The organism is Streptomyces sp. MI02-7b (assembly GCF_033793585.1).
Taxonomy (GTDB): domain Bacteria; phylum Actinomycetota; class Actinomycetes; order Streptomycetales; family Streptomycetaceae; genus Actinacidiphila.
Genome location: NZ_JARAWX010000009.1, coordinates 250,622 through 277,381, shown reverse-complemented (window position 1 = coordinate 277,381; position 26,760 = coordinate 250,622). Strand labels below are relative to the sequence as shown.

The window sequence follows — 26,760 nt, the reverse complement described above, 5'->3', positions numbered from 1 at the left end:
CGGTGCCGGATTCGGGGCTCTCGCCGAGGGGACCGGAAGGGCACCGCGTCAACCTCGCGATCTGCACCCGCGGGGTCCTTGCGCGGGTACGGGAGACGGCCCAACTCCCCGTTTTCCGGGCGACGTTGTCCATGTGGACACAGGTCGCAGGGCCGCCTGCCGCGGCCGTCGGCGACCCTCCCGGATGCTACGGTGGGTCCACGCAATCTGACCGTCCGTGCGCGAGAGGCTGACCGCGTTGACGAGCCATCATGACCATGGTCCCGCTGCCGCCGCGGTGCGCGCCTGCGCTGCCGGGGCGCTGGAGGCGTCCCCCGCGCTCGCCCGGGCCTCGGACGCGACCATCGACGCGGCGTTGCGTGAAATGGCCCGCCGGATCGAGTCGGTCCAGCCGGCGCTCGTCGCCGCGAACGCGCAGGACCTCGACGCTGCCGTGGCCAACGGCATGTCCCCGGCGCTCCAGGACCGGCTCCGGCTCGATGCCCCGCGCCTGCGCACCATGGCCACGGAGCTGCTCGCCCTCGCGGACGTACCGCACGAGCCGTTGGACAGGGTGGTCGAAGAGCGCCCCGACGGTCTCACCCTGATGGAGCGGCGCCGCCCGGTCGGTGTCATCGGCGCGAACTTCGAGGCGCGCCCGAACGTGACCGTGGACATCGCCTCCCAGTTCCTCAAGTCGCGCAACGCGGGCGTGCTGCGTACCGGTTCGGCCGCACTGCGCTCCGGGCGCGCGCTGGTGGACCAGGTGATCGCCCCGGCCCTCGACAAGGTCGGCCTGGATCCGGCGGCCATCCAGCTCGTCCCCAGCGAGGACCGCGCGGCGGCGTACGAGCTGGTGCGCGCACCCGAGTTCATCCCGCTGGTGATCCTCCGCGGCAGCGGCGACAGCACCCGCGACCTCGGTCGCGAGGCCGCCCGGCACGGTGTCCGCACGCTCGCGCACGCCGACGGCGGTGGGGTGCTGTACGTGGGCGCGGCAGCGGACGAGAAGGTGGTCCACGAGCTCATCGCGGAAAGCCTCGACCGCCTGGGGGTCTGCAACCGGCTCAACCTCCTGCTCATCGACCGGTCCGTCTACGAGTCGATGCTGCCCGGCGTCCTCAAGACCCTGGACGGCCTGGGCATCGCGGCCTCGCTGCCCCCGCACTCGCACCAGCGCGGGTACGAGTGGTCCCTCGACCTCGACCGCTCGGGGACCGTGACCATCGACGCCGCGGCCGGACCGCTGGACGCGGCCCGGATCGCGAACGAGGAGACCTCCGGGCTCGCGGCGGCTGTCGCGACCGAGGACCCGGCCGCCGCGGCGGAGTTCATCAACTCCTACGCCGGCTCCGGGGTCTTCTTCAACTGCACCACCCGGCTCCTCGACGGCTCCAAGCTGCTGCGCTTGCCCGAGACCGGTATCAACATCGACCGGGTGCCGGGCCCTCGCGGGCCGGTGACCTTCCGCGACCTTTCCCTGAGGCAGTACGTCGTCGTCCCGAGCGAACGTCTCGCTGCGCTCGTGGGCTCCGCCGGTGCGGGGTCCACGGGGCGCCTCCCGTCCTGAGGGCTGAGGGCGGAGCCCTGCGGTGTGTTTCCTGTGCCGGCATGAAGACGGCGCCATGTTTCATGTGTCGTCCGGAAGACGGCTGTGTTTCCTTTGCCGACCGGCGGTCGGCGGTGTTGTCGGGCACCGTAACCCGGCCACCTCACCGAATGAATTCGGACAACGAACGCGCACCGCGAAAGCGGGCACACTCGTGCACGCTGCATGTATACAACAACCGGTCGGTTCTGTTCCGATTCCCCATCGTGCCGCCGCGCTTTTTCATTCACGGTTGATCTTGCATGCCAGCCTCAACGTCCGTTAGACTGCCGGGACTTGACGAGGTCGTACCACTCGCGGGCAGGCACCAGAGAACAGCGCACTATCCCTGTGGGCATTCATTTGCCCAGTGGGTGTTCCTTCACGGAAGACGCGGTTCATCCGAGATGCTTGGAGTGTTGATCCTGTGCATGCAGACGATGCCTTATCGACCCTCGGTCGCCATATGCTCCTCGACGGTTACAGCATGGTTCTCGACGTCGAGGACAGTCGCGGAAGCTATTTGCTCGACGGCTTGACCGGCACGAAGTACCTGGACTTCTTCTCGTTCTTTTCCACCGCCCCTCTCGGGATGAATCACCCGGGACTCAGGGACGACGAATTCGTCGTGCGGCTGGGCCGCGCCGCGGTCAACAAGCCCAGCAACGCGGACATCTACACGGTCCAGTACGCACAGTTCGTCGAGGCTTTCTACCGCCTGCTCGGTGACCCCGACCTGCCGCACCTGTTCTTCATCGACGGCGGGGCCCTGGCGGTGGAGAACGCACTCAAGGTCGCCTTCGACTGGAAGGCGCAGCGGCTCGGGGTCAAGGAGGGCGACAACTCGCCACCCCTCGTCGCCATGCACCTCACCGGTGCCTTCCACGGCCGCAGCGGGTACACGCTCTCGCTCACCAACACCGACCCGCGCAAGACGGACCTCTTCCCCAAGTTCGACTGGCCGCGGATCACCACCCCGGCGGTGACGTTCCCGCAGGACGCCCGGTCCTCCGCCGCGCTGGCCGAGGCCGAGGCGACCGCGCTGGCGGAGGCCGAGGCCGCGTTCGCCGACCCGCGGTGGCGTGTGGCGTGCTTCATCGCCGAGCCGATCCAGGGGGAGGGAGGCGACCGGCACATGCGTGCGGCGTTCCTGTCCGCCATGCAGGAGATGTGCCGGCGCAACGACGCGCTCTTCGTGGTGGACGAGGTGCAGACCGGCTGCGGACTCACCGGCTCGGCCTGGGCTTACCAGCAACTGGGCCTGCAGCCCGATCTGGTGGCCTTCGGCAAGCGGACCCAGGTCTGCGGGGTCATGGGCGGCCGGCGTGTGGACGAGGTACCCGACAACGTTTTCCGCACCTCGTCGCGGATCTCGTCCACGTGGGGCGGCAACCTGGCCGACATGGTGCGGGCCACCCGTATCTTCGAGGTGATCGAGAAGGAACAGCTCATCCTCTCCGCCGCCGTGACCGGCGCCAGGCTGGTGTCCGGTCTGCGGGCGATCGCGGGCGAGCACCCGGACGTGATGAGCAATGTCAGGGGCCGCGGCCTGATGTGTGCGTTCGACCTGCCGCACGCAGCCTGCCGGGACCAGCTGATCGAGGACCTCTACCGGCGCCACCAGGTGCTGGTGCTGCCGTGCGGGGAGCGGGGACTGCGTTTTCGTCCCGCGCTCAACGTGACGGCGGAGGAGATCGACCGCGGGCTGGACGCCGTCAGTGCCGCGGTGGCCGAGCTGCGTGCTCCGGTCGGACAACTCTCCTGACCCCCTTGTCGTTACTCATCCGGAGGTACGCAGTGACGCAGGTCGCTTTCATGCCCCGACGCATAGGCTTCGACAGCCTTGATCCCGGCGGCCTCGCCGCCGAACTGTCCGAGCACGGCAGCGTCTACGTGGACGGCATCCCCGAGGGCTTCGACCATGCCGCGTTCCTCGGCGAGTTCCTGGGCCCCCTGCTGCCCCAGTACGACGGCCAGAAGGTCTGGTCGATCAAGGCCGAACCGGGTTTCGACGACGTCTACCACTCGCTCAACACCAAGCGGCTGACACCGCACACGGAGTGCTACGAGTGGCAGGAGACGCCGCCGAAGTACCTGGCGCTCTGGTGCCTGGTACCCAACTCCGATCCGGGCGGCCAGACCACGTTGGCCGACGGCCGGGCGTTCCTGGACACGCTGGCCGAGGAAGAGCGGGAACTGCTGCGCAACCGCACGTACCACTACGTCTCCTCGGCCGGGCTGCAGCAGATGAAGCTGGGCCTGTCGGCGGAGCATCCGGTGCTCGAGGAGCGTCCCGGGCGGGAACCGATCCTGCGGTTCACCTGCCAGTGCATCGCCGACGCCGACGCGTTCTGCCAGGACGTCGGCCACAGGCTGCAGGAGTTCTTCGAGAAGAACAAGGCGGAGATCGATTTCACCCCCAGGTCGCTGTTGATCTGGGACAACCACCGGATTCTGCACTCCCGTAACGCCTTCAGCGACCCTGAGCGCCACCTGCGCCGGGTCTGGATTGCCGAGCAGTAGGAGTTTCCGATGACGACCGCACAGCACGAGGTCCGCAGCCATCTGTCGTACGACCTGCTCACCGCCGAAGCCCTGCGCGGCCTGCTGGACACGAACGGGTACGCCTATGTCAACGGCATCCCGGAGGGCTTCGACCACGTCGGCTTCCTGCAGCAGATCGGCCCGCTCATGCCGCAGTACGACGGCGAGCTGATCTGGTCCATCGAGGCCAAGGACCGGTACGCCAACGTCTACCACTCGCTCAACACCAACCCCCTGTTCCCGCACACCGAGTGCTACGAGTACCCGGGCAGGCCGCCCAAGTACCTGGCGCTGTGGTGCCTGGTGCCGAACGAGGACGAGGGCGGTCACACCACCCTCGCCGACATGTACGGCTTCGTGGAGACGCTCACCGACGAGGAACGCGACGTCCTGACGAGCCGGCGGCACACCTACTTCTCCAGCGACGGTGTGAAGGACATGCAGCTCGGCCGCACCGGCTTGCACCCCTTCATGGAACTGCGGGAGGGCCGGCCGCCGATCGTCCGGTTCAGCATCAACAACGTGCGCATCGATGACGACACGCTGCTGAAGTCCGTGCACGAGCGCGGGGTCGAGTTCTTCGACGAGCACCACGTCGCCGTCCGGTACGAGCCCCAGTCGCTGCTGATCTGGGACAACCACCGCATGACCCACTCCCGCACGGGCTACAGCGACCGCAGGCGCCTGCTCCGCCGGGTGTGGCTCGACGAGAACTGAACCGTGCCGGTGCGCAGCCACGGGACGCTGCGGCTGCGCACCCTCCCCGCCGAACCCCGCGGGGCGCGCTCATGTGACGACATCCCGGCAAGACCCGCCGCCCACGGCCGACACCACGATGAGGGAGTCCAGATGACCGACACCACCCTCCCGGTTCGCCCCGCCCTGCCCACCGCGCTGCAGTCCATCGGGAACACTCCGCTGGTTCCGCTCCGCCGGCTCACTCGAGGGCTGCGCGCGACCGTCCTGATGAAGCTGGAGTACTTCAACCCCACCGGCAGCTACAAGGACCGGATGGCGCTCGCCATGATCGAGGAGGCGGAGCGCCGCGGCCGCATCGAGCCGGGCAAGACCACCATCGTGGAGTACACCGGCGGCAGCACCGGATCCTCACTCGGGTTCGTCTGCGCGGTCAAGGGCTACCGGCTGCGGATCGTGACCTCCGACGCCTTCAGCGAGGAGAAGATCCGCACCATCACCTCGCTCGGAGCCGAGGTCGTCATCGAGCCCAGCGTCGGCGGCAAGATCACCCCGGATCTGATGCCGCGGATCATCGAGCGCACCCGGCAGCTCGCCGAGGAGGGCGACACCTACTGGACCGACCAGTTCAACAACCCGGACAACGCGGTCGGCCAGCGCACGATGGGGCGCGAGATCCTGGAACAGACGGACGGCCGCATCGACGCCTTCATCGCCTCCGTGGGCACCGCCGGCTGCGTGATGGGCGTGGCCCACGTGCTCAAGGGGCACGACCCGTCGACGTTCGTCGGCGTCGTCGAGCCCTCCACCTCGGCCGTCATCGCCGGCGGCGAGCCCGGTACCCACGGCATCGAGGGCATCGCCCTCGGGTTCGTGCCGCCGCTGCTGAGGCGGGAGCTCTACGACGCCGCGCTGACGGTCGACGAGGCCGACGCCCGAGCCTTCGCCCGCCGGCTGGCGCTGGAGGAGGGCATCTTCGCCGGCACCTCCACCGGGGCGAACGTGGCCGCCGCGCTCCAGTGGGCCGGGGAGCACGGAGGCGACCCCGTCATCGTGGTCCCCGCGGTCGACACCGGCCTGAAGTACATCTCCACCGACCTGTATCCGTCCGTCCTCTGAGGCGTTCCGTCGCCTCCCCGGCCCCCGACATGTGAGAGAGCAAGCACGCATGAGTCTGCGCAACCTGAGCCTGGCCCTCCTCGTCCCGCTCATCTGGGGATTCAACTTCGTGGTGGCGGACGAGGCCGTCCAGGGCCTGCCGCCCTTCCTGCTGGTGGCACTACGCTACGGAGTCGTCGCCCTGTTCTTCCTGCCCTTCACACGGCGGGGCGGCCTGCCCTGGCGGTACATCGTGGCCGTGGGCCTGCTGTACGGAGTGGTGCAGTTCTCCGGCCTCTTCCTCGGCCTCAAGGCCGGGGTGGGCGCGGGCATGGCGGGGACACTCATCCAGGCTCAGGCACTGTTCACCATCATCCTGGCCCGCATGGTGCTGAACGAATCGTTCACCGGCCCGCAGTGGTGCGGGCTGCTGCTCGGCGGCGGCGGACTGCTGGCCATCGCGCTGTCGGGGGGCGGCAACGCCCCGCTCGGCGGTGTCCTGTGGGTGCTGCTCGGTGCCCTCGGCTGGGCGACGTCGAACATCGTCCTCAAGAAGGCCGGAAGCCTGTCCGCCTGGAGGATGACGGTGTGGCAGTCCGTGTCGGTCATCCCCCCGATGCTGCTGCTCTCGGGCATCTTCGAGCACGGCCAGAACGACGCCGTGATCCACATGTCCGCGAAGACCGCGGGAGCGATCCTCTACATCGCGCTGCTGGCCACCGGTCTGGGCAACTTCCTGTGGTACCGCCTGATCCAGCAGGTCGGGCCGTCCCGCACCGCTCCGTTCTCCCTCCTCGTCCCCGTGGTCAGCCTGGTGTCCGGGTGGCTGGTGCTCGGGGAGAAGCTCACCGCGCTGCAGGCCCTGGGAGTGCTCTGCGTGCTGCTCGGGGTCGCGGTGATCGCCCTCGCCCCGAAGGTGACCACCTGGCTCGCCGAGCGGGGCAGGGTGGAGACGCCCGCGGAACTCGACAGCAGCACCCCGTGAGCGGCGGCTGAACCGACAGCGCCGACAAGACGGTCCGCCGTTCGCGGCGGACCCGGCCCGTTGGAGACCGATGCCCGACGTACGGTTTGTGGACAGCGTCCGTGAGGTGCCGGCCGCGGCGTGGAACGCGCTCGTCGAACGCCATGGCGGGTCCGTCTTCCACCGCCACGAGTGGCTCGCCGCCATCGAGGACGCGGACATGGTGCGGGCGGCGCCCCGGCACGCGGTGGTCACCGGCCCGGACGGGCTGCCGCATGCGGTCGCGCCGCTGCTGCACACCGAGTCGTGCCCCAAGCTGGAGATGTTCCGCAGCAGGTACGTCGACGCCGGCATCGCGGGAACCGCCCTGCTCGTCGGGCACAGCCTGTACGCGCAGAGCAGCGAGATCCTGGGCACCGCCGCCCACCGGGCGGCGGTGCTGGACGCGATGGGCGACGTGATCGGACTGCCGGGCCGGGCACCGGCGGTGCTCCTGCCGCTGGTGCCGGGCGATGCCCCGCTCCTCGGTGAGCTGCGGGACCGCGGCTGGGCGACCGGGCTGCTGTCCTGCACCAACATGCTGCCCGTCCGCTGGGACAGCTTCGAGGAGTACCTGGACTGGCTGCCCAGCAGCAAACGCAAGAACATCCGCAAGTCGATGCAGCGCAGTGAGGCGGCCGGAGCGGTGTGCACGGTCGAACGCGGCGGCGCCGACACCACCGCCATGGCCGCGCTGATCCGCAGCACGGCCGAGCACCACGGAAGCCCCCTCTTCTTCGACGAGCAGTTCCTGCGCACCGTCATGGACCGCCTCGGGCCGGCCGCGGTGGTCTTCACCGTGTACGGCGGTGGGCGCCCCGTCCTGGCCTGCCTCGCCCTGGACGCCGGCGGTGAGCTCGCGCCCTGGAGCATCGGACTCGACTACGACTCGCTCCCGCGGTACGGCCAGTACAACTACCTGTACTCCCAACTGGTGCGCTATGCCGTCGAGAACAGGCGCCGCATCGTCAACTTCGGCCGCAGCACGTACTACATCAAGCGCAAGTACGGCTGCTCACTGCGGCCCGTGTACGCCGCCGCGACCGGAACCGAGGAACTGCGCCCGGCCCTGGCCGACTGGGTCGACCGGATCGACACCCACGCCCGCGCGGAGCTGACGGCCGTCGGCCTGCCGCAACCGCCGCGGACACTCCTGGGCATCGGGTGAACCGGCGCCCCCGGTGAGAGCCGCGGGGCAGCACGACCGGCGTCCGGCGGGCGCAGACGCGAACGGAGAGGGGAACAGCGTGAGCAGTGCCGCACCCACGCCGACACCGGCCCCGACGACGCAGGATCCGCGGATCGCGGAGGGCTTCCGGCGGCAACGGGCCCACCGTGCCGCGCTGCCGGCCGGCCCGGCCGACCGCCGCGCGGCCAACGCCGCGGCCGCCGAAGCGCTGGCCGCGGGGCTGCGCACCGCCAATCCCGGATACGCCCGGCTGTGGGACAGTCACACCGGCGAAGGACCGCCCGTGCTCGACAAGACGTTCCTGGCCGGGCACTTCGACGCGTTCGCCGACGGGCTGCCGGTGACCGCCGCGAGCGCCGCGGCCTTCGCGGCGGCACCGTTCCGGCTCGGCAGCCGCTACGACGACGACCACCTGGTCTTCACCTCCTCCGGCAGCAGCGGCCGGCCGCTGCCGGTGGTCTACACCGTGGAGGACTTCGGCCGGACGGTGGAGGCGTTCCTGCACCGCGCCGTACGGGCGGAGCGCCCCGACGCCCGGTCACTGCTCTACGTCGGCCTGCTGGACCGGCACAACGGCGGCAACGCCTGGATGTACTACCTGGGGGGAGCGCTGGAGACCGTGCTCGCCGACGTGTTCGCCGAGCCCGAGCAACTGCTGAAGACCGTGGACGACGTCCGCCCCGACGTGCTCCTCACCCGCCCCCACCAGCTGCACGCACTGGGCGAACTGGCCTCGTCCGCCGGCACCGCGCTGCCGGGCACGCACCTGCTCAGCGTGGGCGAAGCGCTGCAACCCGAACAGCGCGCCGGCATAGCCCGGCACTGGGGGCGCCCCCCGCACAACAGCTACTCGACCGTGGAGACCGGCCCCCTGGGCTACCAGGAGGACCCCTGCGACGACAGCCTGTCGCTCTACGACGACCTCCACCATGTCGAACTGCTCGACACGGCCGGCACCCCCGTGACCGCCCCCGGCGTTCCGGGGCGCGTGGTGGTCACGACCCTCTACCGCCGCACCCTCCCGCTGGTGCGCTACCGCATCGGCGACGTCGCCGCGTGGGCCGACGACACCCGCACCCGACTCACCTTCCCCCTCGGCCGAGACACACAGACGTTGGAGATCCGCACGCGGACCGGCCGCGCCCGGATGCCCGAACTGCCCCTGTGGACGCTGGCCGTGGAGGGGCTGCGGCAGTACCAGGTCGTCCAGATCGCGCCGGACCGGCTGCTGGTGCGCTGCGAACCCGCCGAGGGCGCGCGGTGGACGGTACTGGAGCGCCGGGTGCGTGACCGGGTCACCGAGCTGGTCTCCGGCGAGGCGGGGCTGCGGGACGTCCGCGTCGGCTGCGAACGGGTCGACGCGCTGCTCCCGGACCGCGCCAGCGGCAAGATCAAGCGGGTCGTCCCGCTGTCAGCGCCGGCCCAGGACAACCATTGAGGACCACCGAAGGGATGCTGGACGTGACAACGCCCGAGATCACCTCCGTCGTCGGCGGCAAGCCGCTGTCCACGCACGGCCACGACCCGCGGCTGTACGCGTCGGTGGACCCGTCGCGCACCGACCGGACGGTGGCCTTCGTCCAGCTGGCGGACGCCCGGATCCTCGACGCGGCGTTCGCGTCCGCCAACGAGGCCCAGCCCGCCTGGGCCGCCGTCCCGGCGCCGGTGCGCGGCAGGGTGGTGGCCGCCCTCGGACGCCTGGTGGAACAGAACAAGGAGGCACTGGCGGCCCTGGTCACCCGCGAGGTCGGCAAACCGTACCGGGAGTCGCTCGGAGAGGTCCAGGAGATCATCGACACCTGCGACTTCTTCCTCGGGGAAGGGCGCCGCCTGTACGGCCAGACGGTGCCCTCCGAGATGCCGGACAAGCACCTGGCGACCTACCGCCGGCCGCTGGGCACGGCGCTGGTGATCACCGCGGGCAACTTCCCGGTCGCCGTCCCGTCCTGGTACCTGGTCCCGGCGCTGCTCACCGGCAACACGGTGGTCTGGAAACCGGCCGAATACGCCTCCGCGAGCGCCCACGCGCTGTTCACGCTCTGCGAGAAGGCCGGGCTGCCGCAGGGCGTGCTGAATCTCGTGCTGGCCGACGGGCGGGAAACCTTCGCCGGGCTGGAGCGGGCGTTGGCGGCGGGCAGGGTGCAGAAGGTCGGCTTCACCGGCTCGAGCGCGGTCGGCACCCGGATCGGCGAGCTGTGCGGCCGCCATCTCCAGTCGCCCTGCCTGGAGTTGGGCGGCAAGAACCCCATGGTGGTGTGCGCCGACGCCGACCTCGACCTGGCGGTGCACGGTGCCCTGTTCTCCGGCTTCGGCACGGCCGGCCAGCGCTGCACATCGCTCGGGACGGTGATCGTCCACGAGGACGTCCACGACGCCTTCCTGGAGCGCTTCTCACAGGCCGCCCAGGACGCGGTGATCGGTGACCCGGCCGACGGTGACGTGCTCTACGGCCCGCTGATGGACGACCGGTTCGCCCGCAACCACGAGGAGCATCTGGGCTGGATCCGCGACGCCCACCGGGTCCTCGGTTCGACCGCCACCGGCCGGATCACCGCCGCGGCTCCCCGGTCCGGCTTCCGCGGTGACCCCTCCCGGGGCCTGTACTACCACCCGGTGATCGTCGACGGAGTCCTGCCCGACGACCGGCTCTTCACGGAGGAGACCTTCGGACCGCTGGTCGGTGTGACCACCTTCCGCACCCTCGACGAGGCGGTCGAGCTCGCCGAGCTGCCCGGCTACGGTCTGTCCTCCGCGATCTACACACGGGACGCCGCCACCGCGTTCCGCTTCAGCGGCGCCATACGCTCCGGCATGGTCAGCGTCAACAACACCACCTCGGGCGCGGAGGCTCATCTGCCGTTCGGCGGGAACGGGCGTTCCGGCAACGGCTCACGGCAGTCCGGCATGTGGGTCCTGGACCAGTTCACCCGCTGGCAGGCGGTGAACTGGGACTGGTCGGGAGGACTGCAGAAGGCGCAGATGGACACGGCACAGCTGCGCGGCGAGCCGGGCTTTCTCCTTCCGTGACCGGGGCGGTGAAGGTGCCGGCCCGGCACCAGGTCGGGGGCCCGTAGCCGCCGGATCGGACAGCAGGGCTCTGCCGTTCTCGCGGTCGGTCCAGCTTCGCCGGCCTCCGGTGTCGGGGAGGGAGGGGGAGGGGAGGGGCCATTCAGCCCCTCCCCTCGGGTCCGGCCGACGGGCCCCTCAGTTCAGCCTCACCTCGCCTTCCTCACGGTTTGAGGCCGAAGGCCCGGGTGATGGTCTGAGTGACACCGCCACCCTGCTGCCCGGCGGCGGTGACCCGGAGCGACACGTACTCCGCTGCGGAGGGCGCGGTCAGCGACGCCTGCCACGTTCCCTTCTTCTCCTTCAGCTTCTGGGCGTGCCAGGTCTTTCCGTCGTCGTAGGAGACGTCGAGCAGGACCGAGGAGACCGCGTCCTTCGCGGTGGATCCGCCGACCACCGTGGGCTCGATGGCGATGTCCGTCTTGCGCTTCGCCCGGCCCTGAAGGTCGAGGTCCGTCGTGTAGTCCAGCTGGACCAGGGGGATCGCCTGCGATTCGGTGACCGCGCCGGAGGTGAAGCGCCACTCGGTGTGGGTGGTGGAGGAGTAGGGGCCGCCTGCCGGGTCGCCGGTGGTGTCGACGACCAGCCGGTACGGAAGCCTCTCCGGTGCCACGTCGCCGACGTTGAGGCTGGGGAAGGGGGTCTCGGCCAGTTTCCGGTCGCCCTGGTACAACGCGGTCAAGTGGGTGGACGCGCCGTTGTGCGCGGATCCCGCGTCACCGCCCCCGTCGATGTCGGCGCCGAACCCCCCGTCCGGGAAGCGGTGCAGAACGTCGTCGCTGAGCAGGCGCGGCCGGGTGACGGGGCCGAACCAACGGTCCTCCTGCTTGCTGCCCGGCGTGAAGGTCACCGTGTCGGTGTGCGTCGTGTACGAGTTCACCGCGGCGAACTGCTGCCACCGGACACCGTTGCCGGAGACCCAGTCGGTGCGCGTCCCCGCGACGACCGGAGCCGACGGGAACGGAAGGTGCACGGTGCCCGGCCACTGGAGCGAGGACTCGCCCGGGAACTGGTACGGGGGATAGTCGTTCCGCTTCTCGACGCCGGCCTGACCGGGAGCCAGCGCGAAGTCCAGGTCGATCCGGGCGAGGTCGCGGGGATCGGTGTCGGCGGAGGGATCCTCGGGCACCGCGCCGATGTGGTAGTCGGCCAGGTCGTACAGGTATTCGGGTGTGGCGTGGACCTCCACCGCCAGTTTCACCTGCTTCCTGCCGGCCTTGGAGATCTCCTTGATCAGCTCCTCGCCCTCGTCCAGGGTCACCGACGCGACCGGGACCGGCCCGGTCGTCGTGAAGTCCGGCTTGCCGTACCACAGGTCGCCCAGGCGGCCGGATTCCCTGTTGACGACCACGAGCATCGCGGCGCCGGCTTCTGCGGCCGCCGCTTCCTGGTCCGTGGAGACCACGTCGCCGAGGCGGACGACCACGGCCTTGCCGCGTGCCGACAGACCGGCGTAGTCGGCCCGCGAACCGTCGCCGGCGAAGACGGCGTCCAGGTGGGAGGTGCCGTCAGGCAGCGCCTTGGTGCCGGGTTGCAGCAGCGCGTCGTCGAGGTGATGTCCGCCGTACGACACCGCCAGTGGCGTCTGCTCCGCGCGGAACCTGGTGCCGAACGCGAAACTGCCCTTCTTCACCTTGCCCTTGGTCGGCAGGGCCCACAGGCTGTCGTAGGCGACAGGGGGGAACACCGCGTCGAACATGTCCTCGGCGGCCGGGTCGGGCTCGGTCGAGGTGAAGGAGCGCCAGACGTCGATCCTGCTCTGGACGACGGCGGTCGGCTTGGGTGTCGCCACCTTCACCTGGCGGGCCTGCGAGGCGTCGAGCACCACCGTCCGGTCGGACGTCAGATCGACCTCCGGATCGACCAGCACGGCCTCTCCCAGCGAGTGGGGCCCGTGCAGGCCCTGCACGTCCTCGTAGCTGCGGACCGTGTACGTGCCGGGGAGCCAGCGGCTGGTGAGCGTCCCGTCCTCGGGTACGTACACACTGGAGTCGGCACCGTTGTCACCCGTGATCAGAACCGCACCGCTCATGGGCCGGCCGGAGCGGTCCTTCAGCTTGATGGTGAGGTTGTGCTTCTCGGGTTCGACGGAGACACCCGCAACCGTGTGCATGGTGACGCGGCCGGCCGGACCGCGGCCGCTCGCCATGACCTGCGCGGAGTACTGACCCGGGGAGAGCCCCTTCGGGTCCACCACAAGCTCGGCCTGCGCGGTCCCGTGCGCCGGCACGGTGACATGGGCGGCGCCCAGCGCGAAGGCCTTCGCGGGAGAGCTGCCCGCGTCGACGGAGAGATCCAGCTTGAGGGGGCTGCCCGTGACGTTGGTGTAGGTGATCGTGCGTGAGATCGGCCGGCGGTCCGCCGTGGACGACCAGGGGACCAGTCCCGCGTCCACCGACCCGGTGGCGAAGGCCTCGGCGTCGTAGGCGGAGGGCAGCGCCACCCGGCCGGTGCCGGCCTGGTAGGGGGTGTAGTCGGGGGTCCGCATGCTGGTGCTCATCAAGGTGTTCTTGATGTCCTGCGCGGTCCACTCGGGATGCTTCTGCGCCAGCAGAGCAGCGGCCCCGGCGACGTGCGGAGTCGCCATGGAGGTGCCGTCGAGGTACCGGTAATAGCCCTCGCTCCCGTCGTTGAGGTAGTGCGAGCGCGCTGCCAGCACACCCACACCGGGCGCGGTGATGTCGGGCTTGAGAGCGTCGTCGAGCAGACGCGGCCCGGCGCTGGAGAACGGGGCGAGCACGTCGGACTGGTCGACCGCACCGACGGTGAGCGCGGCGTCCGCGGTCCCCGGCGCTCCCAGGGTGTAGGGGCCGGGTCCTCCGTTGCCCGCGGCCACGACGAAGAGTGCGCCCGTCTCGGCGGTCAGCTTGTTCAGTGCCTGGCTGACCGGATCGTTCTGGCCGTGCCGGGTCGAGTCGCCGAGGCTCATGCTGATCACCTTGGCGTGCTCGGTCCGTGCCGCCCACTCCATGCCGGCGATGATCCAGGAGTCCTGCCCGTACCCCTGGTTGTTGAGGACCTTGCCCACCAGCAGATCGGCCTCGGGGGCGACTCCCCGTTCGGTGCCGCCGGACGCGGCGCCGGTCCCCGCGACGGTCGAAGCGGTGTGGGTGCCGTGCCCTTGGACGTCAGCGGTGCTCTCGCCCGGAATGAAACTCCGGGACGCCACGATGCGCTTCGCGAAGTCGGGGTGCTCGGCGTCGATGCCCGTGTCGAGAACGGCGACGCGGACCCCGGCGCCGGTGCCGCCGGCAGCCCAGACAGCCGGGGCCCCGATCTGCGCCGTGGAGTCGGCGAGGGTGGCCTTTGCCTGGCCGTCGAGCCAGACCTGGTCGACGCCCGCGGTGAAGGGCGGCGCCACCGCGGTGTCCGGCGTGCCGCTGTCCCGGTCCGTCGACGGCTTGGCCTGGTGCCGGGCCGGACCGGTGAGAGCCGACCAGAAGGCGGCAGCCTTCGACCGGTGGGTGCGGACCGCTTCGCCGTGGACGGCGGGGAGGTTCAGCGTGGTCTCGGTGCCCGGAAGCGCTGCGTCGGGCTGGGTGGTCCTGCTCTTCGCGGCACCGTCCGCGAGGGTGGCTGAATCCTTTGTGTGGGTGAGGATCAGCGGGAGTTCACTGGTGTGCTTGTCGTCATAGCCCTGGGATATGAGCTGGGTGACGTTGAAGAGCTCCTTGTCGAGCCGACCGGCCGCAATGTAGGCCGTGGCCTCCTCGGGGTACACATAGGTGCCCGTGCCCTCGGTGGACACGCGGACCGAACCCGTCGCACCCGGTGCGCGCTTGACGCTCACCTCGGGAGCCGTCCCGGCGGCTCCGGGAGTCACCGTCACCTTGTCGCCCGTGATCAGTGTCACCGTGGCCGGCGCGTGGGGCGTGCTGTCGCTCGGGGCCGTCGGCGCTGTGGGCGATTGCGTGAGAGCAGCAGCACTGTGGGCCGTGACAGGCGGCACTAGAGCGACGAGAAGAGCGACGCCCGCATACATCGCATGTCTTCGGGGATGGGAGAGCCTCACAGTAACTCCGGAGTTGATGAACGGCTGAAGAGATCAGCCCTGCGCGGAGTAATGTACTGGGCTCGAGTCGCCTGAATTCACACCAAGTTGACATGTAGTCGACGTTGTTTCCGGGCGTGGCACGACCGATGACACCACGCTTCTACCAGTGGCCCGCGCAGGCAGGTCACCCCTGATGTCGGATTGTTCCGGAAGTTATGTCAGGGACACCGTCCCTTTTCGTCACAGCTGTGCAGGTTGTGCTCGCCCCGCACTCGATTCGCAACCCTCCCGTACCTTCTCGTGGGAGCCTCGATGGCTGGGTTGTGGCCGTCTCACACGCTGTCAGTGGGAATTGACAGGCAACCGAATGGACTCGGGGAATTTACATCCCACCATCATGACGGGCCCATGGCTTGCGGATCGTGAGCAGGGCCTCGTCGTTCGCGCGGTCGGCCGGGCACGATCACGTGACGCCGGCCTATCCGCGTCAGCAGGACACGGAGCGGCGGCGGTGCGGCCGAGGTCCGCCGACCGCCCCCTGGGGGGAGGTTCGGCGGACCGTCGGCATGACGCGCTTGCGGGCGCAAGAGCGCCGACGTGCCAAGGCCGTGGCCGCTACGACCGCTTCAGAGTGACGTTGTGAGTGACGGTGACTGCCTTCTGGAGCCGCACCGTGGCCACGGTCGGCCGGTAGCCATCCTTGGCGACGATGACGGTCAGCGGGTTGTCACGGGTGTCGAGCCACAGCCCGAAGGTGCCGTCCGGACGCGTCGTGAGCGTGTGGGAGCCGGCCCAGCTGTCGATCTGCACGGTCGCGCCGGGCAGAGGGGCCGGGCCTCCCGTGGCGGTCGCCCCGAGGATCGTTCCGCTGATGTTGCCCCACGTTCTCGGCGGGCTGACGTGCAGGGAGACGGGGATGTCGGGCAGGGCGTAGGGGGTGTCGGTGAACAGTGCGAGCCGGGCGCCGAAGTCGCCGGGCTGTGCGACCTCCAGCGCCGTGGTGTCGAGGGTGAGCGTGAGCTGCGCCTTCTGACCGGGGGCCAGGGTGATCTTCTTGGTGGACTCGCCGAGCCAGCTGACCTCCGACAGTCCCACCCGGTCGTAGCCGGGCAGGAGCTCGACGGTGGTGGTGGGGGAGAGCTCGTAGGCGTCGACCGTGCCGCCGACCTTGTAGAAGCCCGTCGCGCCGCCGCTCCTGAACGTGCTCGTGTTGGCGTTGGGCAGGGCGTCCCACGTGGCGGTAGCGGGGTCGAGGGCGAAGCCCTGGTTCGTGAGCTGACTGTCGTCGGTCACTCCGCTGGAGATCAGCAGCAGTCCGTTGGCCGCGGTGCACGCCGCCCCCCACAGCGGGATCGGCATGTCGGGCAGCGCCGACCACGTGTCCGTCGCGGGGTTGTAGACGTACGCGGAGGACACGGCGACGGCGCCTCCGCTCTCCCCGCCCGCGCAGTAGATCCTGGTTCCGATGGCGGCGCAGGACTGCCAGGCGATGGGCTCCGGGTACGGGGCGATCTCCGACCAGCGGTTGGCCCGGGGGTCGTAGACGGATGCGTCGGTCGTGCCGCAGCTTGTGGCCGCGCAACCGCCGATCGTGTACAGCTTGCCGTCCAGGACGGTGCTTCCCGATCCGGCGTAGGCCTTGGGTGCCTTCGCGCCGCTGGTCCAGGTGTTGCGGACTGGGTCGTAGATGTCCAGGCCCGGGTCGATGCCCCCCGTGCTGCTGCCCCAGCCGCCGGCGGCGTAGAACTTGCCGTCGATGAAACCGTGGGCGGGCGCGCGGCGCGGGTGCGGGGACGAGGTGAGCCGGGTCCAGGTTCCCGTGTCCGGGGTGAGACGGTACAGGTCGCCGGTGTCGTCCTCGCCGTCGTACCCGTAGGCCGAGTAGACCTTGCCGTCGTAGGTGTCGACGGCGTTGTCCATGATGGCCGTGGGCAGGTCGGCGACGGGCTTCCATGCGTCACCCGAGGGCCCGGCCGCGGCAGGGGCGGCCGCGCGCCCGGCGGTCCGCGTCGTGCGGCCGTCGATCTGCGCGGAGTGGCCGTCGGTGCCGGACGACGGGAGCAGGCGCTGGGTGACGCGGTGGAGAGGTGCGCCCTGGTCGGTGCCGCCGGAGCCCGCCCGTTCCGCCACCGTCAAGGTGGCCTGCGCGCCTCCGGTGTTGGTGACGGTCAGTTGGTGCGTCGCTCTCTTGCCCAGGATCGCGGTCGCCTCGATCGGGTCGGTCGTCAGGGACAGTTGACCCGCCGCGAGTTTCCACGACGAGGCGACGACGGTGTCGGCGCGGGCCGTGACCGTCCTGGTCCGCTCGGTGTAGCGCGGTGTCGATGCCGTGAGGGCGTGCCGGCCCAGAGGCGCGGTGAGCGTGAAGAAGCCGTCGCCGAGGTTCGGGTCGTCGGGTGTCGCCGCCGTGATCGTGCTCAGGCCCGGCTCGTCGCGGGCGGTGACGGCGGCGGATGCCAGCCCCGTCCCGGTGTTGGCGTCGGTGACGGTTCCGGTGATCAGTCCGGACGGTGCGGGGGTGAGTTCCCGGCCTCCGATGACGACGTTGTCCACGGCCCACCACAGGGCGTACGAGGCGGTGTAGTGGAAGCGCAGTCTGACCGAGGGCTTGCCCGCGTACGCGGCCAGGGGCACGTCGAGGTGCGTCGGGCCGGCCGCGTCGTCGGTCAGGGAACGGACGTTCTTCCAGGTCCTGCCGTCGTCGGTGCTGGCGTCGAGGTCGGCGGTCTGACCGAGGAAGGGCACGAGGTCGGTGTCGAAGGCCAGCTCGGGGGCCGCGACGCCGGTGAAGTCGAACCGCGGACTGACCATGCTGGAGTCCTGGGTGGCCGGGTAGCCGTAGTGGTCGCTGTCCACGACCGCGAAACCGCCGTCGCCTCCGGTGGTGTTGGGCCGCGATCCGGGATCGTCGAACGCCCAGCCGCCCTGGGTACCTTCGGCGTTGACGACCGACCAGCCCTCGGGCGCGGAGTCGGTGGAGGTGAACTCCTGCGTCGGGCCGGTCAGCCGCGGCGCGTAGGTGGGGGCGCCGGCCGACCAGACGTCGGCGGGTACCGGGATGTCGAGCCTCTGCGCCGACGTGCCGGCCGCGAGGTGCCGGGCGACCTCCTCGTAGCCGGGGAGGGAGGTGGTGATCCGCAGGGTGTGCGCACGGTTCTGGGGGAGCGTGACGCTGTACACGCCGGTGGTGGGGTCGGTCCACACCGGGCCACCGGGCGAGCCGTCCACGACGATCTTGGCGTAGAGCGGCCAGCCGTGCCCGGAACCGTCGGTGACCTTCCCCGTGATCGTGCGGCTGGGCACCGTGTGAAGCGCGTAGCTCCTCGTCAGCGCGGCCCCGTCGGCGATCACAACCTCTGGTGTGGATACGGTCGCGTAGCCGAAGGCCTCGACGTCGATGTCGTAGGTTCCGGCCGGCAAAGACAGCGTGTAGGCCCCCGAGGCGTCGGAGTGCACCACGACGTCACCGCCCGATATCGCGGCACCGGCCAGCGGCTCGCCCGTCTCGGAGTCCGTCACCGTCCCGGAGACCGCCCCGCGCGGTCCGCCGCGGAACGCGCCCAGGCCGCGTGGAGTGCCGAGTCCGGTCGGCCCGTCGTATCCCGGCCCCGCGGTGCACAGATAGGACGGGTCGCACTCGCCGTTGGACCCACTGGTCACATCGTTGAGGCCGCTGTCGGCGGCGTAGGGGTAGGAGTTGGGGTAGCTGTCGGCCGCCGGCGTTCCGGCGGCCGCGTAGACCCCGGCGATGATCGGCGTGGCCGCGCTCGTCCCTCCGTAGACCTGCCAGCCGCTCTGCCCGTAGGTCTGGTACACCGCCACCCCGGTTGCCGGATCGGCGACGGCCGAGACGTCCGCGACGGTACGCCGGGGGCAGCCGGTGTCCTTCTGGAAGGCCGGTTTCGCCTGGTAGGCGGAGCAGCCCGAGCCGGTGCCGTCGTTCCCGTTGCTCCAAACCGACTCCGACCAGCCGCGCGGAGCGCTCGGGTCCCGTGCGAGGGAGGTGCCGCCGACCGAGGTGACGTACGGGGAGGCGGCGGGATAGGGGACCCCGTAGTTCAGGTCGCCCGACGCGACGACCATGGCGACACCGGGGTGGTCGTAGTGCGTGTCGGTGGTCTCGGCGGGGTCCTCACCGCCCCCGGGATAACTGTCGTAATACGAACCGTAGGAGTTGGAGACGAACTTGGCGCCGAGCGCGACGGCCTGGTCGACCGCGGCCCCGAGGCTCTCGCGGTCGGCGCTGTCGGCCTCGACCAGGAGGATGCGCGCGCTCGGTGCCACGGCCGAGACCATGTCCAGGTCCAGCGAGATCTCGCCCGCCCATTCGGGATCGGGCTGGGGGTAGTCGCTGCCGCCGCGCTGGTCGACCTTGCGGAAGCAGCCGTTGTCGGTCGTGCAGGCCGGCAGTCCGTACTGCTGCCGGTACACCGCTAAGTCCTGCTCGGCGGTGGGGTCGTCGTACGCGGCGACCACGGCGACGGTCTGGCCCCTGCCGCCGTTGGACGGCAGGTCATAGGCGCTCCGCAGGTCCCCGGCGCCGTATCCGGCCGGCTCCGCCGCCCGACTGGCGACCGCGAGGTCCGTGCGGCGCAGGGCGAAACAAGCGAATTCATTCCTCTTCGGCGTGGAGCAGGAGGGCTCCGTGGACAGGCCGTTGTCCCTGGCGGTGTCCGCCACCGGGCGCGTCGCGCCGGTCGGCGTCTGTGCGGCGGCCGACGCCTGCGTCCCCAGCACGGTGAGCACCGCAAGGCTCAGCACCGTCAGGACCGCCGTAACTCTGTGCCGCCCGCATCGCGTGAGCTTTCGTGATATGAGCAAGTAATCGTTCCCGTCTGGCCGGTGACACCTGATCCGCTGTGCAGACAGCGGGCCGAATGAATCCATTCACTGCGGGCTCCATTAGTGATCCACTGCAGATGGCTGTCAATACGGCGCGCAGGCCTGATCGGGCCACTGGGGGCTGTTCGCACGTGTCCTTCGAGGCCACTTCGAGCAGGCGCCAACCCCCGGGGGTGGGTTGCCGGATTCTCGACCCGGCTCGTCCCGCGGCGACGGCGCGATGACCGCGCCGGCGCCTGGGACGCCGTCCCAGGTGGACTCGTCCCGGTGCGCGATCGATTCCGTCAGCGTGCGGGCCCTCAATGGGGGCGGCTGACGGAACCGGATTCGACGGACCGCGGTGAGGGGACCGACGATCCAGCTCATCGTCGACCGCTCACGGCCAGACCCCGTCCCTCAGAGGCAGTCGTGGCTCAGCAGCCCTCGGGGTGCGGCCGGTCGTCATCACCTCGGTAGGTGACGTGGACATGGAAGTGCTGCGACTCCTGATACCGGCCAAGATTGGTGATCACAGCACAAGCGCCGTACTGGGCGGAGACCTTCGCCGCGACCTCGCCGACCACCATCATGACGTCGGTCAGCAGCACCGGGCCCTCCTCGCCGAGATCCGCGAGCGAAGGGACGTGCGCCTTGGGCACCACCACGATGTGGACGGGATGGGACGGTCGCGTGTGCTCGAAGGCGAGCACCGTCTCTGTCTCCGCCACCACTGTGACGGGCGTGAGTCCGGAGAGCGCTTGGTCGCAGTAGAAGTCGGAAACCGCAGGGGTGCTCACCGGATGCCACATCCTCACGCGTGGGAACCAATGCCTCATAGGGTACTGACGGGCAGTCCCATCTAGGGTGTGGAGCCCGGCCCTTGTCGCCCCGCTGCTGGTGGCGCCGCCACCATCGTGGACCTGCCCGCGCCCGACTCACCCCAGTCATCGCACGGGTGGCCAGCACGGCAGTGCGGCTCTGTGCGGCGATCTGCACGGCGTTGAGACGGCGGCCGCGCCACCCGCTTCCCGGCCTGAATCGGGTGAAATCGTAAGGCAGACACTGTCGCTGTACCGTGGAAGACCTACCCGCAACGCCTGCCCGCGGTCACTTTGGAGAGAGCTCAATGGCAATTCGGTTCGACGTGGAGTCGCTGCCTCCCGGTGATCGCGCGGATGCCATTCGTGAACTCTCGCGGTCGGTGAACGGCCGGATAGAGGTGCACCTTCCGCGGGATCCGGCTCACCTGAGGGTGGTTGCGGACATCAACACGGTGGGTGCGGTGGAAGTCGCGGGAATCGACTGGAATGTGGCGGGCCTCCGGCGTGCAAACGCTCCTGTCGAAGAGGACATGGTGCCGCACGTTTTCCTCGTACTGCAGGAGACGGGGGTCACCCGGTTCAGTCAGGGAGGCAAGCGGGGAGTGATCCGGGCGGGCGATCTCACGGTGATCGACAATGCGAAGCCCTACGACATCTCCTTTGACCATGCCGTGAGTGCGGTCGTCGTTCGCGTTCCCACGCACGTGCTGGGGCTGCGATCGTCCCTGCTCGGTCAGGTCGCGGCCGCACGCATCGGTTCGGAGCGCCCGCTCGTGGCTGCCGCAGCGGCGTTCTTCGCCCGGCTGGCCCGCCAGCGGGCGGCCGTCGGTGATGCCGAGGCCGCCATGCTCGCGCAGCCCTGCGTCGACCTGATCAGGGCGGTGGCCACGACGAGCCTGGACCGTGACGACCTGGCCAGAGGGCCTCTGCACCACACACTTCTTCAGCGCGTCGAGGAATACGTCCGCCTCCACCTGGCAGAATCCGACCTGACCGCCGCACGTATCGCCACCGAGCATCATGTCTCCGTACGCCAGCTCTACCTGACCCTGTCCCGGGCCGGAATCACCCTCGGCGACTGGATAAGGACGCAGCGCCTCGAGGAGTGCAGGAGAGAACTGGCATCGCCCGTGCATCGATCCATGACGATCGAGGCGATCGCGCACCGGTGGGGGTTCGCCAGCGCACCCCATTTCAGCCGCGTATTCAAAGCGACGTACGGCGTGAGTCCTCGCGAGTGGCGATCGGGACAAGCGGCGGACTGAACGGACGTTCCGTCGGCAACGCTGCGACCCCGTCCGAAGTCCGGACCGGTTTCATCGCGCAGCAGGGGTCACGACAAAAGCGCTCCATCCTCCGACTCCCTTGTCCGTCACCGGGGGACCGGAGTGCGCGTTCTCCGATGTTTCCAGGCTAAGCGGTACACGGATCGTCGTTTTGTCTTTCTGTGCACGGATCCGCCCACCGGCTTGCCTCGCCGTGCAAGGATTCGGGTCCGGCGCCCGGTCCCGGACAGCCGGCCCCCTGGGTGCCCAGCCGCTGCGCGGTGTGACGTCTTGCTGACACCGCGCCCCGCCGAAGCATGCAGGGCGGCGCGCGAAGGGCCGCCGACGGGCTGCTCACGAGCGCGACTCGCGCGGCGCGCCGGCCGGCAACCCGCGTTCATCTCTGGACGTATCGGGCATTTTTCCCTGGTTGCCCTTCTCGGTTGCTTCGTCCTACTGTCCCCGCCGACGACGTCGTAGGCACCGAACCCGCGGGGGTCGACGAGGAGGGGCGCCCCGGGAGGGCCACCTCGCGTGGGCTCTCCTCGGCGAGGGTCAGGTCCGTCCGGCCCCCGGTCGCCCTCTGAGTGGGCGGGGCGCCGCACCGGAACCGTCTCCGGAGCCACCGATGCACGTCACATCCCGGCGCCGGGTACCAGTGCGTGCCTGACGTGAAGCCGTACCAACGAAAGGCTCGACATGACCAAGATCGCGATCATCCTCGGCAGCACCCGTCCGGGGCGCAACGGCGCCGCCGTGGCGGACTGGGTTCTCGATGTCGCCAAGCAGCGTTCCGACGCCGAGTTCGAGCTCGTGGACCTTGCCCTCTATCCGCTGCCGCTCCTGGACGAGGCGCTTCCCCCGTCGCTCGGGCAGTACCAGAACGCCCACACCAAGGCGTGGGCGTCGAAGATCGCCGAGTTCGACGGCTTTGTGTTCGTCACCCCCGAGTACAACCACTCCACCACGGGTGCCCTGAAGAACGCGCTCGACTACCTGTACGCGGAGTGGAACAACAAGGCCGCGGGGTTCGTGAGCTACGGCTCCGGCGGCGGCACCCGGGCCGTCGAGCACCTCCGCCTCATCGCGAGTGAGCTGCAGATCGCCACGGTGCGTGCGCAGGTCGCGCTGTCCCTCCTGACCGACTTCGAGAACTACAGCGACTTCAAGCCGGGCCCGCACCACCAGCCCGCCGTTGAGGCCATGCTCGACCAGGTCGTCAGCTGGTCGAAGGCCCTGCAGCCGCTGCGTGCCGGCGCCTGATCAGCCGCTGTCCGAGTGCCCTGTCTCCCCGGGCCGCCCTGCTGAAGTGCCGGACGGGCGTCGCGGGCGTACCCGGCGAGACGGGGTCTCTGTCGTGCACGGCGTCCATCGACGATGGCCAGTGGAGCGCGAGCAGTTGAGCGGCAACAGCGTGACCGGGAATCTTTAGATGATACGTGTGATATAAAAACCCATTGTCTGCCGCCGGGAATATGCCGCCTTCCTCGCACCTGTGCAGCTCCCGTCTGCGCGCGCGGGGTGACCCGGCGGGCAGTTGCCCGTTCACCTTGCGGCACCGTTTCACGAGGGATCCCATGACTTCTGACGTTCCGTTCGCACGGGTCGCTTCCGCGGACGCGGCCGAACTCGCATCGCTGGTGAGCGGCCCGGTTCTGCTGCCCGGCGACGAGGGTTACGACGCCGAGTGCCGGATCTACAACCTGAACGCCCCCCTGGAGCCCGCGCTCGTCGTCGGTGCCGCCGACGCGGCCGACGTACAGGCGGCGATCCGTTTCGCGGCCCGCCAGGGCCGGGCGGTGACGGTGAAGACCACCGGGCACCAACAGGTCGGCGCTGCCCGGGGCGGCGTTCTGATCAGTACCCGGCGCATGAAGGGCATCGCCGTCGACGCCGGCCGGCTGCGCGCACGGGTCGAGGCCGGTGTGGTCTGGCAGGAGGTGATCGACCAGGCCGCCGCCGTCGGGCTCGCCCCGATGAGCGGTTCCGCCCCGCTGGTGGGCGTGGCGGGGTACACCCTCGGGGGAGGACTCAGTCCGGTCTTCGGCCGAAGCCGGGGATACGCGGCCGACCATGTCCGCTCGCTGGAGGTGGTGACCGCTGATGGCGAGTTGCGTCATGTCACAGCGGACAGTGATCCCGAACTCTTCTGGTCCCTGCTCGGAGGCAAAGGCAATTTCGGCGTCGTCACCGCGCTGGAATTCGGCCTGTTCCCGGTGACCCATTTCTACGGCGGCGGAATCTACTTCCCCGGCGAACGACTTGCCGATGTGCTGCACACCTGGCGCACCTGGCAGTCGGACATGCCCGAGGAGATGTCCTCCTCCGTGGCCGTGCAGCGGCTGCCTCCGCTGCCCGACTTGCCGGAGCCGCTCCGGGGGGCGTTCGTGGTCCACGTGCGGATCGCCTACCTCGGTCCGGTGGCCGAGGGCGAGCGGCTGATCGCCCCCCTGCGTACGGCCGCCCCGGCGCTCATCGACACCGTGGGCGAGATGCCCTTCACCGCGATGGGGGCCATCCACATGGACCCCCCGGCACCCATGCCCTATTACGACCGAACGACGATGCTGCGCGCGTTTCCCGCCGAGGCGGCCGACCAGCTGATCGAACTGCTCGGCCCCGGGTCGGGCTCCCCGCTGGTGAGCGTCGAGATCCGCGTGCTCGGCGGCGCACTCGACCGTGAGCCCGCGGTACCCAACGCCGTCTCCAGCCGAGGGCTCCCCTTCGTCCTTTTCGGAATCGGCGTGGGCGCCCCGGACCAGGCCGAGTTCCTGAGCGGCAAGCTCGACGAGGTGATGGATGCCATGGAGCCCTGGGCGGACGAGCGCAGGATGGTCAACTTCCTCTCCATCGAAGAGGCCACCGACCCGGAGCGGTTGAGCGAGGTCTACGGCGCAGAGCGCTACCGGCGTCTGGCTGCGGCGAAGAAGGCATACGACCCGACCAACATGTTCCGTGTGAACCACAACATCTCGCCCGGCTGACGGGGCTGGGCCTTCGGGGCCGGACTCGACCGTCCGGCCCCCAGGGGTCCCGGTCGCCCGTAAAAGGCGCCGCGGCACCGAGCCGTCCCCGCGAATGCCGGCCGTCACGAGACGAGCCCGGCCCGCAGGGCCTGCTCTTCCTCCCCTACGGGTTCGTCGGCCTGATAGGCGTGCTCGGCCCAGATGGTCTTGCCCTGCGGGTGGTGGCGGGTGCCCCAGCGCTGGGTGAGCTGGGCGACGATGAACAGTCCCCGGCCGCTTTCGTCGAAGGTGCAGGCGCGTCGAAGGTGCGGGGAGGTGGTGCTGCCGTCGGTGACCTCACAGGTCAGGCCCGTGGCGCAGCGGATCAGGCGGAGCCGTACCGGTGGCTGGGCATGGCGGATGGCGTTGGTGACGAGCTCGCTGACGATGAGGACGGTGGTGGAGGTGGCGTCGTCCAGGCCCCATGTCCTCATGGTGGCCGTGACATGTTGTCGCGCGGCAGAGACAGCCGCGGGGTCCGCAGGGAGGTCCCAGGTGGCCACTGTGGTGCCGTCGAGCGTGCGGGTACGGGCGGCGAGCACGTGCAACCGGCGTGGTGCTCCCGCTGCCACAAAGGCCTCCAGAGCAGCACGGCAGGTGTCGGTGAGCGATGACTTCGGGTCCACAAGTTGCTCGGGCGCCTCGAGTCGATCGGTGTCCTTCCCGGGATCGGGCGGCGCGGCGGAGTGCGAGGGCAGCAGGAGCACGCTGCCTTTCCTGAGCCGGATCTCGGCGGTCCCGACCTTCGCCCGCGCGCGCCCGAGCGCTACCCCGGCAGGAAGGTCCACGGCAGTGATCACACCGTCAGGGGCGATGACGCTGGGCGCGGGGTGCCCGGCGCAGGCGAGGGTGCAGTCCGCGGTGACGGGGTCGTAGACGGCGTACAGGCAGCTTGCCGTGACATCGCGGGTGCTCTCGTCGGGCCGCAACCGACGGATGACGTCGTGGAGATGGGTGAGCGCCTCGTCCGGTTGCACGTCGATGTCCGCCAGCGTGCGCACCGCGGCACGCAGTTCGGGCACCAGGGCGGGGGCCGGCTCTCCGTCCTCGGTCACGCTGCCGGCGACCAGCGCCACGCGGGCTCCGGACAGCGGGATCGCGTCCAGCCAGTGGGCCTGCGGCCTTCCGTCGTCGGTCCGGCAGTAGGCGAGTTCCATGGCCGCGGGTTGCGGCAGGCGCCCAGGCGCCGGTCCGGCCTCCCACAAGAAGGCGCACGGGTCGCCAGTGGCCTCACGTGGTGCGGAGACGATGCGGCCCGTCTCCTCACGCCTTCCGGGACGTACGGCGAAGACGCACCCGGCCTTCTGGCGGAGCCGGACCCGGCAGATGAGCAGGCTCATACCGAAGGACAGAAGGGCTGCGGCGATGACCACCGTCCGGCCCCCCTCCGACACGCCCGGGATCACGAAACCGTAGATGGCCACACTGCCCGCCAGCGTGCAGGCTCCGACGATCAGAGTGTGTCTGACGGGCAGCAGGGCGGCCGCCATCAGGGGGGCCAGCACCGAGTAGTCCGACCAGCGGACCAAGCCCACCGCAGAGACTTCCAGTTGCACTGCGCAGGTCGCGGCGAGATAGACGGCGAGCAGCGCACTCGGGTGCCGGAGCAGGAGGAGTCTGGGCATGGCCATCCTTGTCACCGTCCCTTCTGACGGGGTGCGCAGTGCCTGCCGGACGATGCGCATGGTGTG

General features: G+C 70.0%; 16 protein-coding genes. 12 read left to right on the top strand and 4 right to left on the bottom strand.

The annotated features are described in order from the left end of the window. Window positions 1–238 precede the first annotated feature (238 nt). The 9 genes from PV364_RS17710 (at window position 239) to PV364_RS17670 (ending at window position 11,124) form a co-directional block, all read left to right on the top strand. The gene (locus tag PV364_RS17710) at window positions 239–1,549 is read left to right on the top strand and encodes an aldehyde dehydrogenase family protein (RefSeq protein ID WP_319660980.1); all 1,311 of its coding nucleotides are present in this window, start codon (window positions 239–241) and stop codon (window positions 1,547–1,549) included. A gap of 388 nt (window positions 1,550–1,937) precedes the next feature. After that, the gene (lat, locus tag PV364_RS17705) at window positions 1,938–3,332 is read left to right on the top strand and encodes an L-lysine 6-transaminase (RefSeq protein ID WP_401979906.1); all 1,395 of its coding nucleotides are present in this window, start codon (window positions 1,938–1,940) and stop codon (window positions 3,330–3,332) included. A 50-nt stretch (window positions 3,333–3,382) separates the two neighbouring features. Beyond that, window positions 3,383–4,090 (top strand): TauD/TfdA family dioxygenase, encoded by a 708-nt coding sequence (locus PV364_RS17700; protein ID WP_319660977.1) that lies wholly within the window; start codon window positions 3,383–3,385, stop codon window positions 4,088–4,090. A gap of 9 nt (window positions 4,091–4,099) precedes the next feature. After that, a complete protein-coding gene (locus PV364_RS17695; RefSeq protein WP_319660976.1) occupies window positions 4,100–4,828 on the top strand; it encodes a TauD/TfdA family dioxygenase in 729 nt (242 codons plus the stop codon). A 132-nt stretch (window positions 4,829–4,960) separates the two neighbouring features. Beyond that, window positions 4,961–5,926: a cysteine synthase family protein gene (locus PV364_RS17690; protein ID WP_319660975.1), complete on the top strand. Its 966-nt coding sequence runs from the start codon at window positions 4,961–4,963 to the stop codon at window positions 5,924–5,926. A 49-nt stretch (window positions 5,927–5,975) separates the two neighbouring features. After that, the gene (locus PV364_RS17685) at window positions 5,976–6,890 is read left to right on the top strand and encodes a DMT family transporter (RefSeq protein WP_319660974.1); all 915 of its coding nucleotides are present in this window, start codon (window positions 5,976–5,978) and stop codon (window positions 6,888–6,890) included. Window positions 6,891–6,960: 70 nt separating this feature from the next. Further along, entirely contained in the window at window positions 6,961–8,076 is a 1,116-nt protein-coding gene (locus PV364_RS17680; protein ID WP_319660973.1) for a GNAT family N-acetyltransferase, read from the top strand. Window positions 8,077–8,155: 79 nt separating this feature from the next. Next, complete coding sequence (locus tag PV364_RS17675; protein ID WP_319660972.1) at window positions 8,156–9,535, top strand: phenylacetate--CoA ligase family protein; 1,380 nt, start codon at window positions 8,156–8,158, stop codon at window positions 9,533–9,535. After that, window positions 9,532–11,124 (top strand): aldehyde dehydrogenase family protein, encoded by a 1,593-nt coding sequence (locus tag PV364_RS17670; RefSeq protein ID WP_319660971.1) that lies wholly within the window; start codon window positions 9,532–9,534, stop codon window positions 11,122–11,124. Before PV364_RS17675 ends, PV364_RS17670 begins: the two co-directional genes overlap by 4 nt. A 202-nt stretch (window positions 11,125–11,326) precedes the next feature. Here the strand turns inward: PV364_RS17670 and PV364_RS17665 are convergent, their stop codons facing one another. The 3 genes from PV364_RS17665 to PV364_RS17655 form a co-directional block, all read right to left on the bottom strand. Beyond that, a complete protein-coding gene (locus tag PV364_RS17665; protein ID WP_319660970.1) occupies window positions 11,327–15,016 on the bottom strand; it encodes a S8 family peptidase in 3,690 nt (1,229 codons plus the stop codon). Between the two features lie 756 nt (window positions 15,017–15,772). Beyond that, complete coding sequence (locus tag PV364_RS17660; protein ID WP_319660968.1) at window positions 15,773–19,918, bottom strand: carboxypeptidase regulatory-like domain-containing protein; 4,146 nt, start codon at window positions 19,916–19,918, stop codon at window positions 15,773–15,775. A 494-nt stretch (window positions 19,919–20,412) separates the two neighbouring features. Further along, window positions 20,413–20,775, bottom strand: a complete 363-nt coding sequence (locus PV364_RS17655; protein ID WP_319660967.1) for an HIT family protein — start codon at window positions 20,773–20,775, stop codon at window positions 20,413–20,415. A gap of 329 nt (window positions 20,776–21,104) precedes the next feature. Between PV364_RS17655 and PV364_RS17650 the strand changes: the two genes are divergently transcribed. The 3 genes from PV364_RS17650 (at window position 21,105) to PV364_RS17640 (ending at window position 25,048) form a co-directional block, all read left to right on the top strand. After that, window positions 21,105–22,064 carry a helix-turn-helix domain-containing protein gene (locus PV364_RS17650; protein WP_319660966.1) on the top strand — a complete coding sequence of 320 codons (960 nt, stop codon included), beginning with the start codon at window positions 21,105–21,107 and terminating at the stop codon, window positions 22,062–22,064. A gap of 699 nt (window positions 22,065–22,763) precedes the next feature. Beyond that, a complete protein-coding gene (locus PV364_RS17645) occupies window positions 22,764–23,327 on the top strand; it encodes an NAD(P)H-dependent oxidoreductase (RefSeq protein WP_319660965.1) in 564 nt (187 codons plus the stop codon). A gap of 314 nt (window positions 23,328–23,641) precedes the next feature. Next, a complete protein-coding gene (locus PV364_RS17640; RefSeq protein WP_319660964.1) occupies window positions 23,642–25,048 on the top strand; it encodes an FAD-binding oxidoreductase in 1,407 nt (468 codons plus the stop codon). Window positions 25,049–25,152: 104 nt separating this feature from the next. Here the strand turns inward: PV364_RS17640 and PV364_RS17635 are convergent, their stop codons facing one another. Further along, window positions 25,153–26,694, bottom strand: coding sequence for an ATP-binding SpoIIE family protein phosphatase (locus tag PV364_RS17635; protein WP_319660963.1), 1,542 nt, complete (start codon window positions 26,692–26,694; stop codon window positions 25,153–25,155). Window positions 26,695–26,760 lie beyond the last annotated feature (66 nt).

Bases quoted from the DNA above. Each gene is read 5' to 3' on its own strand.
- PV364_RS17640 (WP_319660964.1), top strand. From the start codon at position 23,642: ATGACTTCTGACGTTCCGTTCGCACGGGTCGCTTCCGCGGACGCGGCC.
- PV364_RS17650 (WP_319660966.1), top strand. From the start codon at position 21,105: ATGGCAATTCGGTTCGACGTGGAGTCGCTGCCTCCCGGTGATCGCGCG.
- PV364_RS17695 (WP_319660976.1), top strand. From the start codon at position 4,100: ATGACGACCGCACAGCACGAGGTCCGCAGCCATCTGTCGTACGACCTG.
- PV364_RS17635 (WP_319660963.1), bottom strand. From the start codon at position 26,694: ATGCCCAGACTCCTCCTGCTCCGGCACCCGAGTGCGCTGCTCGCCGTC.
- PV364_RS17700 (WP_319660977.1), top strand. From the start codon at position 3,383: ATGCCCCGACGCATAGGCTTCGACAGCCTTGATCCCGGCGGCCTCGCC.
- PV364_RS17645 (WP_319660965.1), top strand. From the start codon at position 22,764: ATGACCAAGATCGCGATCATCCTCGGCAGCACCCGTCCGGGGCGCAAC.
- PV364_RS17680 (WP_319660973.1), top strand. From the start codon at position 6,961: ATGCCCGACGTACGGTTTGTGGACAGCGTCCGTGAGGTGCCGGCCGCG.
- PV364_RS17690 (WP_319660975.1), top strand. From the start codon at position 4,961: ATGACCGACACCACCCTCCCGGTTCGCCCCGCCCTGCCCACCGCGCTG.
- PV364_RS17685 (WP_319660974.1), top strand. From the start codon at position 5,976: ATGAGTCTGCGCAACCTGAGCCTGGCCCTCCTCGTCCCGCTCATCTGG.